General features: G+C 71.6%; 15 protein-coding genes. 12 read left to right on the forward strand and 3 right to left on the reverse strand.

Annotated features, from left to right (window positions below; genetic code table 11):
* The first annotated feature begins 33 nt into the window (after positions 1-33).
* The 7 genes from H5397_RS06260 (at position 34) to H5397_RS06290 (ending at position 8,111) form a co-directional block, all read left to right on the forward strand.
* Complete coding sequence (locus H5397_RS06260) at positions 34-1,245, forward strand: phosphotransferase family protein (protein WP_182815733.1); 1,212 nt, start codon at positions 34-36, stop codon at positions 1,243-1,245.
* A 132-nt stretch (positions 1,246-1,377) separates the two neighbouring features.
* Positions 1,378-2,469 carry a BMP family protein gene (locus tag H5397_RS06265; RefSeq protein WP_182815735.1) on the forward strand — a complete coding sequence of 364 codons (1,092 nt, stop codon included), beginning with the start codon at positions 1,378-1,380 and terminating at the stop codon, positions 2,467-2,469.
* 84 nt (positions 2,470-2,553) lie between these two features.
* Complete coding sequence (locus tag H5397_RS06270) at positions 2,554-4,179, forward strand: ABC transporter ATP-binding protein (protein WP_182815943.1); 1,626 nt, start codon at positions 2,554-2,556, stop codon at positions 4,177-4,179.
* The gene (locus tag H5397_RS06275; RefSeq protein ID WP_182815736.1) at positions 4,176-5,345 is read left to right on the forward strand and encodes an ABC transporter permease; all 1,170 of its coding nucleotides are present in this window, start codon (positions 4,176-4,178) and stop codon (positions 5,343-5,345) included. Before H5397_RS06270 ends, H5397_RS06275 begins: the two co-directional genes overlap by 4 nt.
* Positions 5,342-6,634: an ABC transporter permease gene (locus tag H5397_RS06280; protein ID WP_182815738.1), complete on the forward strand. Its 1,293-nt coding sequence runs from the start codon at positions 5,342-5,344 to the stop codon at positions 6,632-6,634. Before H5397_RS06275 ends, H5397_RS06280 begins: the two co-directional genes overlap by 4 nt.
* Before the next feature lie 23 nt (positions 6,635-6,657).
* The gene (locus H5397_RS06285) at positions 6,658-7,053 is read left to right on the forward strand and encodes a cytidine deaminase (RefSeq protein ID WP_182815740.1); all 396 of its coding nucleotides are present in this window, start codon (positions 6,658-6,660) and stop codon (positions 7,051-7,053) included.
* A gap of 5 nt (positions 7,054-7,058) precedes the next feature.
* On the forward strand, positions 7,059-8,111 hold the full coding sequence (locus H5397_RS06290) for an adenosine deaminase (RefSeq protein ID WP_375539418.1): 1,053 nt from the start codon (positions 7,059-7,061) through the stop codon (positions 8,109-8,111).
* On the opposite strand, the gene H5397_RS06295 is transcribed toward H5397_RS06290, so the two are convergent.
* Both H5397_RS06295 and H5397_RS06300 read right to left on the reverse strand, forming a co-directional pair.
* Positions 8,112-8,360: a hypothetical protein gene (locus H5397_RS06295; protein ID WP_182815744.1), complete on the reverse strand. Its 249-nt coding sequence runs from the start codon at positions 8,358-8,360 to the stop codon at positions 8,112-8,114.
* A complete protein-coding gene (locus H5397_RS06300; protein WP_182815746.1) occupies positions 8,357-9,577 on the reverse strand; it encodes an inorganic phosphate transporter in 1,221 nt (406 codons plus the stop codon). Before H5397_RS06300 ends, H5397_RS06295 begins: the two co-directional genes overlap by 4 nt.
* A 118-nt stretch (positions 9,578-9,695) precedes the next feature.
* On the opposite strand from H5397_RS06300, the gene metG reads away from it, so the two are divergent.
* Positions 9,696-11,489, forward strand: coding sequence for a methionine--tRNA ligase (metG, locus tag H5397_RS06305; RefSeq protein ID WP_182815748.1), 1,794 nt, complete (start codon positions 9,696-9,698; stop codon positions 11,487-11,489).
* A gap of 3 nt (positions 11,490-11,492) precedes the next feature.
* Positions 11,493-12,161, forward strand: coding sequence for an O-methyltransferase (locus H5397_RS06310; protein ID WP_182815750.1), 669 nt, complete (start codon positions 11,493-11,495; stop codon positions 12,159-12,161).
* 7 nt (positions 12,162-12,168) lie between these two features.
* On the opposite strand, the gene H5397_RS06315 is transcribed toward H5397_RS06310, so the two are convergent.
* Positions 12,169-13,116, reverse strand: coding sequence for a bile acid:sodium symporter family protein (locus H5397_RS06315; RefSeq protein WP_182815945.1), 948 nt, complete (start codon positions 13,114-13,116; stop codon positions 12,169-12,171).
* Positions 13,117-13,277: 161 nt separating this feature from the next.
* Between H5397_RS06315 and H5397_RS06320 the strand changes: the two genes are divergently transcribed.
* The 3 genes from H5397_RS06320 (at position 13,278) to H5397_RS06330 (ending at position 15,900) form a co-directional block, all read left to right on the forward strand.
* Positions 13,278-14,270, forward strand: a complete 993-nt coding sequence (locus H5397_RS06320) for a CPBP family intramembrane glutamic endopeptidase (RefSeq protein ID WP_182815752.1) — start codon at positions 13,278-13,280, stop codon at positions 14,268-14,270.
* A gap of 62 nt (positions 14,271-14,332) precedes the next feature.
* Entirely contained in the window at positions 14,333-15,103 is a 771-nt protein-coding gene (locus H5397_RS06325) for a maleylpyruvate isomerase family mycothiol-dependent enzyme (protein ID WP_208090930.1), read from the forward strand.
* Complete coding sequence (locus tag H5397_RS06330) at positions 15,100-15,900, forward strand: RNA methyltransferase (RefSeq protein ID WP_309224298.1); 801 nt, start codon at positions 15,100-15,102, stop codon at positions 15,898-15,900. Before H5397_RS06325 ends, H5397_RS06330 begins: the two co-directional genes overlap by 4 nt.
* Positions 15,901-15,907: the final 7 nt, after the last annotated feature.

Below are 15,907 nucleotides of genomic sequence, written 5' to 3' on the forward strand. Positions count from 1 at the left end.
CTGCGCACGCACGGCGACGGTCAGGGGAGGGCTATGTCGAGCGACGACGGTGCCGCCCTGCTCACCTCCGAGGGGGTGGGTGGGCTGCTCAGCGCTGCCGTGACCCACGCGGGCGGCACGCTGGTCGCCTGGGCGCTCGACCACGTGGACGCCAACCCGAACCAGTCGACCACCGCCACCTACTCCGCGATCGTGGACTGGCCCTTCGGGCGCCGTGACGAGCTGCTGGGGGTGAGCGCGCGCGCCAACGGCCTGTCGGCGTCCGACAGCCGCGCCGAGATCTTCGCCGACGGCGACCGCGAGGTGGCCGTGTGGCTCTACCCCAACGACCCCGACCTGCCCGGCCTCGCGCGCGCCGCCTACCCCAGCTCGATGGCCGCCGTGCTGAACGCCTACAAGGCGCTGCCCGAGCCGATCGCCGCCGACCGCCTCGACCTCTCGATGGTGACCTACCGCCCGCGCCGCCGGGCGGTGCTGCGGGCGTCGGTGGCGGACGGCCCCACGTTCTTCGTGAAGGTGCTGCGCGAACGGCTGTTCCACGACGTCTCGCGCCGCCACAAGATGCTGCTGGACGCCGGCGTCCCGGCCCCGCCGATCGCCGCCGGGACGGCCGACTTCCTCCTCGTGCTGGGGGAATTGCCCGGCCGCCCGCTGGCCCGCGCGGTGTTCGACGCGACCCCGCCGTGCAGCGCCGAACAGCTCATCGACGTGCTGGATGCCTTCCCGGCCGGGGTCGCCGACCTCGAGCGGCGTCCGCCCTGGGCCGACTCGATCGACCACTACGCCCGCATGGTCGCCGCGGCGGTGCCCGCGGAGGAGGAGCGGTTGGGCCGGCTCGTCGCCCGCGTGCAGGCGGGGCTGGCCGGCATCCCGCCCGGGGACGAGCCCACCCACGGCGACTTCCACGAGGGGCAGGTGCACGTCGCCGACGGGCGGGTGGTCGGCATCCTCGACGTCGACACGATCGGTCCCGGACGCCGCGCCGACGACCTGGCCTGCCTCATCGCCCACCTCTCGACGATCCAGCGGATGAACGCCGAGCAGGAGGCCCGCGTGCACGGGCTGCTGCGCTCCTGGGTGCCGGTGTTCGACGAGCGGGTCGACCCCGTCGAGCTGCGCCTGCGGGCCGCCGCGGTCATCATCTCGCTGGCGACCGGGCCCTACCGCGGGCAGGAGCCGGACTGGGAGCGCGAGACGATCCGCATGGTGGACTCGGCCGAAGCCCTTGTCCGACAGGTGAGTTAACCTAATAACAAAGCCGTATCAACCACTCCGGAGGGCCATCCGGGGCAGGTGTTCGAGAGGGTGCGCCGGTTATGCTGCCCCTCAGCCCGGGTTCACAAAACCGGCTCGAGACACGTGCCTAGGAGGCATCAAGTGAAGAAGTCCCTCATCGGTTCCGGTCTGGCCGCCGCCCTGCTGCTGGCTGGCTGCGCCACCCCTCCTCCCGCGAACACGGCGGCCCCGTCCGCCCCGGCCGGCGGTGCCTCCACGGCCGCGGCCCCCGCTTCCGACTTCACCGCCTGCATGGTCTCCGACGCGGGTGGCTTCGACGACAAGTCCTTCAACCAGACCTCCCACAAGGGCCTGACGGACGCCGTCGCCCAGCTGGGTGTCAAGCAGAACGAGGCGCAGTCCAAGACGACCTCCGACTTCGCGACCAACATCGACCAGATGGTCAACGCCGGCTGCAACATCGTCGTCACGGTCGGCTTCATGCTCGGTGACGCCACCGAGGCCGCCGCCAAGGCGAACCCCGACGTCGACTTCGCGATCGTCGACTACGCCTACGACGCCCCGGCCGAGAACCTCAAGGGCCTGGTCTTCAACACCGGTGAGCCCGCCTTCATGGCCGGCTACGTCGCGGCCTCGCTGTCGCAGACCGGCAAGGTCGCCACCTTCGGCGGCGCCAAGATCCCGAGCGTGACCGCGTTCATGGAGGGCTACGCCCAGGGCGTCAAGTACCACAACGAGAAGAAGGGCACCAACGTCGAGGTGCTCGGCTGGAGCTCCGAGACCCAGGACGGCCAGTTCATCCCCGGCGCGAGCCCCTTCGAGGACCTCGCCGGTGGCAAGCGCGTCGCCGACACCCTGGTCTCCCAGGGCGCCGACGTGATCCTGCCCGTCGCCGGCCCGGCCGGTGAGGGTGGTCTGCAGGCCGCCCAGGCCTCCGGTGGCAAGGTCGTCGGCATGTGGGTCGACACCGACGGCTACGTGAGCATGCCGTCCTACTCCTCGATCATCGCGACCTCGGTCGGCAAGGCCATGGACGTCGCCGTGTTCGAGGCCATCAAGGCGTCGAAGGAGGGCACCTTCAACAACGAGGTGTACGTCGGCACCCTCGAGAACGAGGGCGCCTACCTGGCCCCGTTCCACGACTTCGACTCGAAGGTCTCCGCCGAGACGAAGGCTGAGCTCGAGCAGATCAAGGCCGACATCATCTCCGGCGCGATCAAGATCGAGGCGTGACCCGCACCACCTGACACCGCGAGGGGAGGCCGAAACGGCCTCCCCTCGCGCGTCCCCCCATCCGCCACCGAGCCCCATGGAAGGATTCCGCCCGTGAGCAACGAGGACACGGCCGGCCTGCGACTGCGCGGCATCACCAAACGCTTCGGCACCTTCACCGCCAACGACGCGGTCGACCTGGACGTGGTCCCCGGCGAGATCCACTGCCTCCTGGGCGAGAACGGGGCCGGCAAGTCCACCCTCATGAACGTCCTGTACGGGCTCTACCAGCCCGACGGTGGCGAGATCCTCATCGACGGGGTCCCCCAGAAGTTCACCAACCCGAAGCAGGCCATGGCGGCCGGCATCGGCATGGTCCACCAGCACTTCATGCTGGTCGAGGTCTTCACCGTGGCCGAGAACATGATGCTCGGCAACGAGGGCGGATTCGTCCTCGACAAGAACGCCGCGCGCACCAAGGTGCGCCAGCTGGCCGAGCGCTACAAGATGCCGGTCGACCCCGACGCCGTGGTCGAGGAGTTGCCGGTCGGCGTCCAGCAGCGCGTCGAGATCCTCAAGGCGCTCGCCAACGACGCGAAGTACCTCATCTTCGACGAGCCGACCGCCGTGCTCACCCCGCAGGAGATCGACGAGCTCATGGCCGTCATGCAGGTCCTGCGCGACGAGGGCAAGGCGATCGTCTTCATCACCCACAAGCTGCGCGAGGTCCGGGCCATCGCCGACCGCATCACCGTCATGCGCCGCGGCAAGATCGTCGGCCACGCCGAGCCGGGCACCTCCGAGGCCGACCTGGCCGAGCTCATGGTGGGCCGCGCCGTCGACCTGCGCATCGCCAAGGAGGCACCCGCCGCGCGCGACGTCCGCCTCGAGGTGCGCGACCTGAAGGTCGCCAACGCGGCCGGCGGCATCGTGGTCGACGGCGTGAGCTTCGACGTGCGCGGGGGCGAGATCCTCTGTGTCGCCGGCGTCCAGGGCAACGGCCAGTCCGAGCTCGCCGACACCCTGCTGGGCAACATCCCGCCCCTGTCGGGGACCCTGATCCTCGACGGGGTGGACATCACCCGGGCCCGCCCCGCGGCCACGATCGGCGCCGGCATGGGGTTCGTGCCCGAGGACCGTGAGGACGACGGCTTCGTCAGCACCTTCTCGGTCGCCGAGAACCTCGTGCTCAACCGCGTCACCCAGCCACCGTTCAGCAAGGGCGTCGCGCTCGACCTGGGCGCGATCGCCGAGAACGCCGAGAAGCTGAAGGACGAGTTCGACATCCGCACCCAGGCGGTGTCCAGCCCCATCTCCTCGCTGTCGGGCGGCAACAAGCAGAAGGTCATCCTGGCCCGGGAGCTCTCCCGGGACCTGTCGCTGCTGGTGGCCAGCCAGCCGACCCGCGGCGTGGACGTGGGCGCCATCGAGTTCCTGCACCGCCGCATCGTCGACGAGCGGGACAAGGGCACCGCGGTCCTGCTGGTGTCGACCGAGCTCGACGAGGTCGAGGCGCTCGCCGACCGGGTGCTGGTCATGTACCGCGGCAAGGTGGTGGGCATCGTGGGCCCCGACACCCCGCGCGACGTGATGGGCCTGATGATGGCCGGCGCCAGCCACGAGGAGGCGTTCCGGGCGGCCGCTGAGCAGCCCACCCCGTCGGTGGAACAGGTGCACGAGGCCGAGGTCCACCGGACCGAGGCGCCCGAGGGCCAGGAGGGGAACCGATGACCGAACTCACGACTCCGGCGACCAAGCATCGTGCCACCTTCCAGTGGCGCGGCATCGCGATCACGGTGGCGGCCTTCGTGCTGGCGCTGCTCGCCGGCGCGATCCTGATGATCGTCAGCGACCCTGAGGTGGCCGGCCAGTTCGCCTACCTGTTCACGGCCCCCGCCCTGCCGCTGGGGGCGGCGTGGGGCAAGGTCTCCTCGGCCTACTCGGCGCTGGCCGTGGGTGCGATCGGGTCCCCGGCCGCGCTGGCCGCGACCACGCGCGAGGCGGCCCCGCTGATCTGTGCCGGCCTCGGCGTCGGCCTGGGCTTCCGCGCCGGCCTGTTCAACATCGGTGCGCAGGGCCAGGCGATCATCGGCGCGATCCTGGCCGCGTGGGTGGGCTTCGCCCTCCAGCTGCCGCCCGTGCTGCACCTCATCGTCGCCCTGACCGCCGGCGTCATCGGCGGTGCCGTGTGGGGTGGCATCGTCGGCTACCTCAAGGCCAAGACCGGTGCCCACGAGGTCATCGTGACCATCATGTTCAACTACATCGCGGTGGGCATCCTGGCCTGGCTGCTCACCACCAAGGCGTTCCTGCGCCCCGGCCGCCAGGACCCGATCTCGCCGGCCGTCCACGACACCTCCACCTTCCCGAGCATCTTCGGCCAGCTCCACGTCGGCTTCCTCGTGGCGCTGCTCGCGGCCCTCGGCACCTGGTGGCTCATCGAGCGCTCCACGATCGGCTTCACGATCCGGGCCGTGGGCGCCAACCCGCACGCCGCCGGCACGGCCGGCATGGACGTCGCCCGGACCACGATCATCACCATGGCGATCGCGGGCCTGCTCGCGGGCTTGGCCGGCGTCCAGTCCGCGATCGGCCCCGCCGCCAACGGCGTCCCGACGCCGCTGAGCCAGGGCATCGTCGGCTCGGTCGGCTTCGACGCCATCACGGTCGCGCTGCTCGGTCGCTCGCGGCCGCTGGGCATCGTCTTCGCCGGGCTGCTGTTCGGCGGCCTGCACGCCGGTGGTCTCTCCATGCAGAGCATCGCCGGCACCCCGTTGACCCTCTCGATGGTGCTGCAGGCCCTCATCGTGCTGTTCGTCGCCGCCCCCGGCCTCGTCCGCACGCTCGTCCCGTTCCTGCGCGAGCGTCGCGCCGTCGTCGCCGGAGGTCAGGCATGAGCACCACCACCATCGCCCCCCGTGACGAGGTCATCCACCTCGACCACACCGAGTCCCGCGAGGCCCGGCGCGCGCGCCTGTCCTCCGGCGGCCTGATGGCCGGCATCGGCCTCGTCCTGCTCATCCTGGCGTTCCGCACCAAGGGCGAGGCCCAGTACGCGCTGTCGGGGTATTTCGACGCCGTCCAGCTGCCCACCTTCTCGCTGCCCGGCCTGGCCACCGTCCTGGTCTGTGGCCTGGTCACCCTGGCGGTCGGCGTGGGCTTCCTGAGCGGACGCCTCAATGCGCGGCTGCGCACGGGGGCGGCCGCGCTGGCCGGCATCGCCGTGATGCTCGGCCTGATCACGTGGGCCGCGTCCGGCGTCGGGCTGCCGTTCCAGGTCAGCAACCAGCTCGCCGGCACCATCGCCCTGGCCACCCCGCTGGTGCTGGGCACCCTGGGCGGCGTCCTGTGCGAGAACTCCGGCGTGGTCAACGTCGCCATCGAGGGCCAGTTCCTCGTCGCGGCGTTCACGGCGGCGACCGTGGGCTCGGTGACCAAGTCGATCCCGATGGCCCTCGTGGCCGCCATGATCGCGGGCGTCCTGATGGCCGCGATGCTGGCGGTGTTCGCGATCCGCTACATCGTCGACCAGGTCGTCCTGGGCGTCGTGCTCAACCTGTTCGCGTCCGGCCTGACGGGCTTCATCTTCGACCAGCTGGTCCAGCCGAACTCGGGCGCGCTCAACAGCGCCCCGATCATGCAGGCGATCCCGATCCCGGTCCTGTCGGCCATCCCGCTGCTGGGCCCGGTGCTGTTCAACCAGACGATCCTGGTCTACCTGGCGATCCTGTCGGTGTTCATCGTCGCCTTCCTGCTCTACCGCACCCGCTGGGGCCTGCGCGTCCGCTCCGTCGGTGAGCACCCCGCGGCGGCCGACACGGTCGGCATCTCGGTGCGCGCGGTCCGCTGGCAGGCGGTGCTGCTGGGCGGCGTGTTCGCCGGCCTCGGCGGCGCGTTCTTCACGATCGGCTCCACGGGCGCCTTCAACAAGGACATCACCGTCGGTAACGGCTTCATCGCCCTGGCGGCGCTGATCATGGGCCGCTGGCACCCCGTGCGCGCGGCGCTGATGGCCGTGTTCTTCGGCTTCGTCACCCAGCTGGCCACCCAGCTGCAGAGCCTGTCCACGCCGATGCCCAGCCAGTTCCTGCTGATGCTGCCCTACATCGCGACCGTCATCGCGGTGGCCGGCCTCATCGGGCGCTCGCGCGGCCCGGCCGCCGACGGCGTGCCTTATACGAAGTGAATGCGATGCGTGGAGCGGATCGCATGAGCGACGTCATCGACTGGGCCGTCCTGCGCGCCACGGCCCGCGAGGCGTGTGCCACGGCGTACGCGCCCTACTCCGGCTACCCGGTGGGCGCGGCCGCGCTGGTGGACGACGGCCGGGTCGTGTCGGGCTGCAACGTCGAGAACGCCGGGTACGGCGTCACGCTGTGCGCCGAGTGCGGCCTGGTCTCCGACCTCGTGCGCGGCGGGGGAGGGCGCCTGCTCGCGTTCACGTGCTGCAACGGTGAGGGCGACGTGATCATGCCCTGCGGCCGTTGCCGCCAGCTGCTCTGGGAGCACGGCGGGGCCGACCTGCTGGTCGAGACGCCTGAGGGCGTCCTGTCGATGACCGAGGTGCTCCCGCAGGCCTTCGGGCCCGAGGCACTGGGGAAGTGACCACCGTGGACCGGGCAATCGGAAGGCTGCCGAAGGTCGCCCTGCACGACCACCTCGACGGCGGGCTGCGGGCGGCCACGGTCGCCGAGCTGGCCGCCGAGGCGGGCCACCCCCTCCCGGCCCCCGGCGGGGCGCTGGGGGACTGGTTCTTCGACGCCGCTGACTCCGGCTCGCTGGTCCGGTACCTGACGACCTTCGAGCACACCATCGCGGTCATGCAGACCGCTGACCAGCTGCGCCGCGTGGCGCGCGAGTGGGTCGAGGACCTGGCCGCCGACGGCGTCGTGTACGGCGAGGCGCGCTGGGCGCCCGAGCAGCACACGCGCGGGGGCCTGTCCCTCCCGGACGCCGTCGCCGCGGTCGGCGCCGGCCTGGCCGACGGCATGGCCGCGGCGGAGGCCGCTGGGACGCCCTTCGTGGCGCGTCAGCTGGTGACGTCGCTGCGGCACACGCCTCCCAACCCGGAGGTGGTCGAGCTCGCGGTCGCGGGGGAGCACCTCGTCGCCGGCTTCGACCTCGCCGGGCCCGAGGACGGCTTCGGTGCCGAACTGCACGCGGCGTCGTTCGCCCGGCTGCGCCAGACGTTCACCCCGTTCACGGTGCACGCGGGCGAGGCGGCCGGGGTGGCCTCCATCGCGGGCGCGCTCCACGTGGGGGCGCTGCGGCTGGGGCACGGTGTGCGGGTGGTCGAGGACATCACCCGCGACGCGTCCGGCTACCGGCTGGGGCCGGTGGCCCGCTGGGTGCTGGACCGACGCATCCCGCTCGAGGTGAGCCCGAGCTCCAACCTGCAGACGGGCATCTGCGGGACCGTGACCGAACACCCCTTCGGGCTGCTCGAGCGCCTCGGCTTCGTCGTCACGGTCAACTGCGACAACCGGCTGATGAGCCGCACGTCCTCCACGCGCGAGACCGAGCTGCTGGTCGAGGCGTTCGGGTACGGCCCGGCCGACCTCGAGCGGTTCGCCACGGACGCCGCGCGCGCGGCCTTCCTGCCCCACGAGGAGCGGGAACGGCTGGTCGCCGAGGTCATCGCCCCGGCGTACGAGGGCCTCTGATCAGAAGAACAGCTTGACGCCCAGGCCGTGGGCCACGATGCCGGCGATGCCGAGGGTCACCGCGGCGCCGACCACGACGAACGCGGCCCACCCCAGGGCCTTGTGCAGCGCCACGTTCGCGCCGGGCTCGGTCGCGACGGCGAGCTGGCGCACGCCGAGGGAGAACAGGGCCGGCAGGCCGGCGCCCAGCAGCAGGCCGATCGCGAGGACCTTCCACACGGCGTCGAGCGCCGCCATGGCCTGGCTCATCGGGCCACCTCCTCGGTCTGGAGGGCGGCCGGGGTGTCCGGGGCCTCCCAGTCGTCGTTCACGTTGTGGTGCCCGATCGGCTTGATGCGGGAGTGCAGCCACATCCTCAGCGCCAGCCCGCACAGGATCGCGAAGATCGTGACCGGGCCGAGCCAGGGGCCGAGGGTGGTGCCGATCCACCACATGACGGCGCCCACGACGGCCGCGGACGGCAGCGTGATCAGCCAGGCCAGGCCCATGCGGCCGGCGATGCCCCAGCGGACCTCCGCGCGGCGGCCGAGGCCCGAACCCAGGATCGAGCCCGTCGCCACGTGGGTGGTCGAGAGCGCGAAGCCGAGCTGCGAGCTGGACAGGATGACCGCGGCCGAGGAGGCCTCGGCGGCCATGCCCTGCGGCGAGGAGATCTCGACCAGGCCCTTGCCCATGGTGCGGATGATGCGCCAGCCGCCCAGCCAGGTGCCCAGGGCGATGGCGGACGCGCAGGTGACCTTCACCCACAGCGGGATGGCGTGGGTGTCGACCCAGTGCCCGGACGCGATCAGCGCGAGCGTGATCACACCCATGGTCTTCTGGGCGTCGTTGGCGCCGTGCGCCAGGGAGACGAGGGAGGCGGTGCCGACCTGGCCCCAGCGGAAGCCCTTGTCCATGACGGACTCGGCGACGCCGCGGGCGATGCGGAACACCAGCCAGGTGCCGACCATCGCTACGAACACGGCGATGAGCGGGGAGGCAAGGCCGGGGAGGATGATCTTGCCGACCACGCCGTCCAGCTTGGCGCCCTCGCCGACCCACTTGACGCCGTCGACGCCCATGCCGGCGATCGTGGCGCCGATGAGGCCGCCGAACATGGCGTGGGACGAGCTGGAGGGCAGGCCGCGCAACCACGTGAAGAGGTTCCACACGATGGCGCCGATCAGGCCGGCCAGGAGGATCATCAACAGCGGGCGGCCGCCGTCGGTGAGGAGTTCGGTGCGGGGCGTCCCGTCGGGGTTCTGGATGCGGATGACCGCGTTGGTGACCGTGAGGGCCACCTCGACCGACAGGAACGCGCCGATGAGGTTCAGCACGGCGCACAGACCCACGGCGAACTTGGGTGTCAGCGCCTTCGTCGCGATGGACGTCGCCATCGCGTTGGCCGTGTCATGGAAACCATTGGTGAAGTCGAAGGCCAGTGCCGTCACGACGGCCAGCACCAGCAGGACCAACTCAGGGGTCACATCACGAAAGCGTAGCCCGAAGTTCACCCGGAGTTCACCTTCAGGTGGTGGTTGCAGCGACCAATTGAACAGGTAACGTGGGGCGGTGGGCCCGACGGGGTGCAATAGACTCGCGCGCATGACTTCTCGGATCCTCACCGCCGCTGCCTGGCCGTACGCGAACGGGCCGCGCCACATCGGGCACGTGTCCGGCTTCGCCGTGCCCGCGGACGTGTTCTCCCGCTACCAGCGCATGGCGGGCAACGACGTCCTCATGGTGTCGGGGACCGACGAGCACGGCACGGCGATCCAGGTGAAGGCCGACTCCGAGGGCCTGACCGCGCGCCAGACCGCCGACAAGTACCACCAGGTCATCGTCGAGGACCTCCAGGGCCTGGGGCTGTCCTACGACCTGTACACCCGCACGACGACGCTGAACCACCGCGCGGTCGTGCAGGAGCTGTTCACCTCGCTGCACCGCAACGGCTACGTGGTCGCCAAGACCCAGCAGGGCGCGATCTCCCCGTCGACCGGGCGCACGCTGGCCGACCGCTACATCGAGGGCGAGTGCCCGCACTGCGGCTTCGACGGGGCCCGTGGCGACCAGTGCGACAACTGCGGCCGCCAGCTCGACCCGACCGACCTGAAGAACCCGCGCAGCCGGATCAACGGGGAGGTGCCCCAGTTCGTCGAGACCGAGCACTTCTTCCTCGACCTGCCGGCCCTCGCCGAGCAGCTGCAGCAGTGGCTCGCCACCCGCACCGACTGGCGTCCGAACGTCATCCGGTTCAGCGAGCAGTTCGCCAAGGAGCTACAGCCCCGCGCGATCACCCGCGACCTCGACTGGGGTGTCCCGATCCCGCTCGAGGGCTGGTCCGACGCCGCCATGAAGCGCATCTACGTGTGGTTCGACGCGGTCATCGGTTACCTGTCCGCCTCGGTGGAGTGGGCCAAGCGCGCCGGCGACCCCGACGCCTGGAAGAAGTGGTGGCACGACGGTGGCTCCGAGTCGTACTACTTCATGGGCAAGGACAACATCACCTTCCACACGGTCATCTGGCCCGGCATCCTGCTGGGCGCCAACGGCGCCGGCTCACTCGGAGGCACCCCGTCGGAGGTCCTCGGCACCCTCGACCTGCCCACCGAGATCGTGAGTTCGGAGTTCCTGACCATGTCGGGCTCGAAGTTCTCCAGCTCGCGCAACAAGGTGATCTACGTGCGCGACTTCCTCGCCGAGTTCGGCCCCGACGCCCTGCGCTACTACATCGCGGTGGCCGGCCCCGAGAACCAGGACACCGACTTCACCTGGGACGAGTTCGTCCGCCGCACCAACTACGAGCTCGCCAACGAGTGGGGCAACCTCGTGAACCGCTCGGTGTCGATGGCGCACAAGAACGTGGGTGCGATCCCCGCCGCCGGCGAGCTGATGGACACCGACCGCGCCCTGCTGGACGCCTGCCGCACCGGCTACGACACCATCGGCGAGCTGCTGGGCCGGGCCAAGTTCAAGCAGGCGATCACCGAGGCCATGCGCATCGTGTCGCTGGCGAACAAGTACCTCTCCGACGAGGAGCCCTGGAAGAAGAAGGACGACCCGGCCCGCCGGGACACCATCCTCCACGTGGCGCTGCAGGCCGTGCAGGACTGCAACACCCTGCTGACGCCGTTCCTGCCCCACGCCGCTCAGAAGGTGTACGAGGCGCTTGGCGGCACGGGCGTGTGGGCGGCCCAGCCCGAGATCGTCACCGTCTCCGAGGAGGGCGCGCCCGACTACCCGGTGCTCATGGGCGACTACGCGTCCGAGGGGGCCCGCTGGGCGTCGACGCCGATCGCGGTCGGGACGAAGCTGGCCAAGCCCACGCCGATCTTCGCCAAGCTCGACGACAAGCTGGGCGAGACCGGGCCCGCCTGGGCCCCCGTCCAGGCGGACTGAGCCGTGACGGCGTCCGGGCCGGAGCAGTGGGCCGCCGTCGACGAACGGCTGGCCGTCTTCGCCCGCGAGGACGCCGTGCTCGCCGCCGCGCGCACCTCGACCGAGGTCTCCAGCCCGGGCATCCAGGTGTCGCGGCAGATGGGCCGGATGCTGCACATCCTGGCCCTCGCCTCGGGTGCGCGCCGGGTGCTGGAGTTCGGCACGCTGGCCGGCTACTCCACGATCTGGCTCGCGCGCGCGGTGGGCCCGTCGGGACGCGTGGTCTCGATCGAGCTCGACCGCGCCAACGCCGCGGTCGCGCGGGGCCACCTCGAGGACGCCGGCGTCTCGGCCTGGGTCGACATCCACTGCGGCCCCGCCGCGGAGGTGTCCGGGCGGATGGTGGCGGCCGGGGTCGAGCCCTTCGACCTGGTGTTCATCGACGCCGACAAGCAGAACCTGCCCACCTACGTGGAGCGGGCCCTCGAACTCACCCGCCCGGGGGCCCTGATCGTCATCGACAACATCGTCCGCGGCGGGAGGGTCCTCGACCCGGGTGACGACCCGCAGGTGCAGGGCGTGGTCCGCGCGCTGGCGGCGCTCCAGGGCGACGACCGCGTCCAGGTCTCGATCACGCAGACGGTGGGGGAGAAGGGCTGGGACGGGTTCGCGCTCGTGCGGCGGGTGTCCTGACGCGGGGTCAGGCCGGGGCCACGGCGTCCGGCTCGGGGTCGCGCGCGTAGCGGGCGGCCAGCCAGGAGCACGCCATGAGCTGCGCCTGGTGGAACACCATCAGCGGGAGCATGATCAGGCCGATCGGCTGCCCCGCGAAGAGCACCGTGGCCATCGGCAGGCCGGTGGCCAGCGACTTCTTGGTGCCGCACATCTGGATGGCGATGGCGTCCGCGCGGTTGAAGCCCAGGCGCCTGGCGGTGAACCAGGTGAACCACAGCATGAACGCCAGCAGGACAAGGCACACCACGACGAGCGCGACGATGTCGACCCAGCCGACCATCGACCAGATGCCCTCACGGATGCCCTGGGAGAACGCCGCGTACACGACCATCACGATGGACGCCTGGTCGAAGAGCTTGAGCTTCTTGTGCCGGGCGACGAAGTCGGCGGTCCAGCGGCGGGACAGCTGGCCGAGGATGAACGGCAGCAGGATCTGCACGACGAGGTCGACGATCGACCCCAGGCCGACGTTCGCGTTGCCGGTGGTGTTCATCAGCGCGATCGCGAGCAGCGGGGTGAGGAACACGCCCAGGAGGTTCGAGGCCGACGCGCTGACGATCGCTCCGGCCACGTTGCCGCGCGCGATCGAGGTGAAGTTGATCGAGCTCTGCACGGTCGAGGGGCACAACGTCACGTACACCATGCCGGGGATCAGCGCGGGGGCCAGCGCCCAGCCGGGCAGCAGGCCGATCGCCAGGCCGATCAGGGGGAACACGACGAACGTGAACGCCAGGATCGTCAGGTGCAGCTTCCAGTGCTTGAGGCCGCGCAGCGCCTCCTCGGGGTGTAGTCGGGCGCCGTAGAGGAAGAACAGGCAGAAGATGGCCACCTTGGTGGCCACCGACAGCACCTGCGCACCGATCCCGGTCGTGGGCAGGAAGGACGCCACGACCGCCGCGGCGATGATCGCCATCAGGAAGGGGTCGAGCTTGATCCGTGCCGTGCGTGCCACGCGGCCACCCTAGTGGCTACGACCGGTGCGACCTCCGTCTGGCCGGGGGTCGACCCGGGGAGCGGGCACCGTGGCCCCGCGCCGGTTCCACCCGACCGGATGGCTTCAGCAAGGTGGGGGACATGACGAACACGATCACCCCCACCGGTTCCTGGGCCCCGCCCGCCGCCCCCGTCCCCGCCGCCCCCGTGCCGCTCGAGCCGGCCCCCGGCACCCCCTACCAGCACGTCTTCCGCGAGCCCGGCCGCCGCTGGTGGCGTCCCTTCGCCTCGTTCGGTGTGTTCGCCGCCGTCTACCTCGGCATCTCGATCGCCATGGGCCTCGTGCTCGGCCTGGTCGTCGTGGCCGGCCTCAGCGCCGCACCCGACCCCGAGGCGCTCGTGACCGGCGTCGGCCTGTCCGGCTGGACGAGCGTCGGCGCCCTGCTGGCCATGAACCTCGCCTTGGCCGCGCTCATCCCGTCGGTGCTCATCGCCAACAAGGTCGCGCACCGCCGGCCCGCCGGCTACACGCACTCGGTGACCGGCCGCTTCCGGTTCGGCTGGTTCGGGATCGTCACCGCCGTCCTCACGCCCATCTGGCTGCTCTACGTCGTCATCGCCTGGTTCCTCGAGCCCGTCCCGCTGTTCACCCACGTCGAGTCCCTCGGCGTCACCGCCGCCCTCATCGCGGTCTGCCTGCTCACCACCCCGCTCCAGGCCGCCGGCGAGGAGTACTTCTTCCGCGGCTGGCTCGTGCAGAACATCGGCGTCGCGATCCCGCGTCCCGTCGTCGCCCTCGTCGTCCCCACCGTCGTGTCGGCCGGCCTGTTCGCCCTGGCCCACGGCAGCTTCGACCCGTGGATCATCGTCTCGCTGGCCGCCATGGCCGTGGCCGCCTGCTGGCTGACCTGGCGCACCGGCGGCCTCGAGGCCGCGGTGGCCCTCCACACGGTCAACAACGTGGTGATCATCGTCGGCCAGGCCGCCCTCGGCGTCCCGCTGATGGCGAACATGGTCACCGAGCAGAGCCAGGGCACCGTGACCGGCGCCGTCCTCGGCGTCGTGTCCTCGCTCGTGGCCGTCGGGGTCGTGGAGCACCTCGCCCGCCGACGCGGCATCACCCCCACCCGCTGACCCTCCCACCCACCCCCGGGGCCCGCACCGAGCACGGTGCGGGCCCCGCTAAGGTTTCGGCCATGGTCGAGGTGATGGACTTCCGGGAGATGGGCGAGGCCCTCGGGGACGCGTGCGCGGTGTTGCGCAGCAACGCGGGGACGGCGGGTCTGGCCGCGCCGGTGCCGACGTGCCCCGGGTGGACCGTGCACGACCTCGTCGCCCACCAGGGCCTGGTCCACCGGTGGGCGGCCGCCTACATCGCGCGGACGGGGCGCCCCGCGCCCGACGCGATCGTGCTCGCCGAGGCCGACGCCGCGCCCGACCTGCTCGACTGGTTCGACGAGGGCATGGTCGTACTCCTCAACGCCGTGGCCAACGCGCCGGCCGACCTCGACGTGAAGTTCTTCCTGCCCGACGCCCCGCCCCCGCGCGACGCCTGGCTGCGCCGCCAGGTCCACGAGACCACGATCCACGCCGTCGACGCGATGGCCGCCCGGCTGGGCCGCGCCCCGCGAGCCGACGAGGTCTGGGTCAAGCCGTGGCTGGCGGCCGACGGTGTCGACGAGGTGCTCACCGGGTTCGTGGTGCGCCGCAACCCGCAGACGTCGCTCCCGCGCACGCAGACCGTGCTGTTCAAGGCGACCGACGTCGACCGCTCGTGGCTGGTCCGGTTCACCCACGACGGCGCGGTGACCACGCGCGACACCCCCGACGAGCCCGCCGACGTCACGGTCACCGGGACCGCCCGCGAGCTGTACCTGTCCGTGTGGAACCGCGGGCGGGAGGCCGAGGCGTCCGACCCCACCTGGTGGGACGACTGGGCCGAGCACGTCAAGGTCACCTGGGCGTGAACCGCGTCCCGGTCACGGACGCCGCCGACCCGCGCCTGTCCGACTACGTCGCCCTGCGCGACACGTCCCTCCGCAAGAGCCTCGAGTCCGAGCGCGGCCTGTTCATCGCGGAGGGCGAGAAGGTCATCCGACGGGCGATCGAGGCCGGGCACCGCCCGCGCTCGTTCCTGCTCGCCGAGCGCTGGATCCCCGGCCTGGCCGACCTGATCGACCTGCACCCCGACGCCCCGGTCTACGTCGTCAGCGAGGACCTGGCCGAGGCCGTCACGGGGTTCCACGTGCACCGCGGCGCGCTGGCGTCCCTGCACCGCGCCGAGCCCACGCCGATGGCCGACCTGCTCGGCCTGCGCCGGCTCGTCGTGGCCGAGGACATCGTCGACCACACCAACGTGGGGGCGATCCTCCGCAACGCCGCCGGCCTCGGCTGGGACGGCGTCCTGCTCGCCCCGCGGGCGGCCGACCCGCTCTACCGGCGCTCGATCAAGGTCAGCATGGGCACGGTGTTCTCCCTGCCGTGGGCCCGCGTCGACGACTGGGCGACCGCCATCCCGTCGCTGCGGGCGGCCGGCTTCACCGTGGTCGCGCTCGCGCTCACCCCGGACGCCGTCGGCCTGGACGACCTCGTGGCCGCGGGCGTGCCCGACAAGCTGGCGATCGTGGTCGGCACCGAGGGGGAGGGGCTGTCGCGCCGCTGGATCGAGCAGGCGGACGCCGTGGTCTCGATCCCCATGGCCCACGGGGTCGACTCGCTCAACGTCGCCGCCGCCACGGCCGTGGCGTGCTGGGCGCTGCGCTGAGCCGCGG

Source organism: Propioniciclava sp. MC1683, assembly GCF_014164675.1.
In the GTDB taxonomy this organism is placed as follows: Bacteria; Actinomycetota; Actinomycetes; order Propionibacteriales; family Propionibacteriaceae; genus Propioniciclava.

Excerpts from the sequence above, each read along its gene's own strand:
- H5397_RS06260 (WP_182815733.1), top strand. The coding sequence starts at position 34 with ATGTCGAGCGACGACGGTGCCGCCCTGCTCACCTCCGAGGGGGTGGGT.
- H5397_RS06275 (WP_182815736.1), top strand. The coding sequence starts at position 4,176 with ATGACCGAACTCACGACTCCGGCGACCAAGCATCGTGCCACCTTCCAG.
- H5397_RS06280 (WP_182815738.1), top strand. The coding sequence starts at position 5,342 with ATGAGCACCACCACCATCGCCCCCCGTGACGAGGTCATCCACCTCGAC.
- H5397_RS06285 (WP_182815740.1), top strand. The coding sequence starts at position 6,658 with ATGAGCGACGTCATCGACTGGGCCGTCCTGCGCGCCACGGCCCGCGAG.
- H5397_RS06295 (WP_182815744.1), bottom strand. The coding sequence starts at position 8,360 with ATGAGCCAGGCCATGGCGGCGCTCGACGCCGTGTGGAAGGTCCTCGCG.
- metG (WP_182815748.1), top strand. The coding sequence starts at position 9,696 with ATGACTTCTCGGATCCTCACCGCCGCTGCCTGGCCGTACGCGAACGGG.
- H5397_RS06315 (WP_182815945.1), bottom strand. The coding sequence starts at position 13,116 with ATGGCGATCATCGCCGCGGCGGTCGTGGCGTCCTTCCTGCCCACGACC.
- H5397_RS06320 (WP_182815752.1), top strand. The coding sequence starts at position 13,278 with ATGACGAACACGATCACCCCCACCGGTTCCTGGGCCCCGCCCGCCGCC.
- H5397_RS06325 (WP_208090930.1), top strand. The coding sequence starts at position 14,333 with ATGGTCGAGGTGATGGACTTCCGGGAGATGGGCGAGGCCCTCGGGGAC.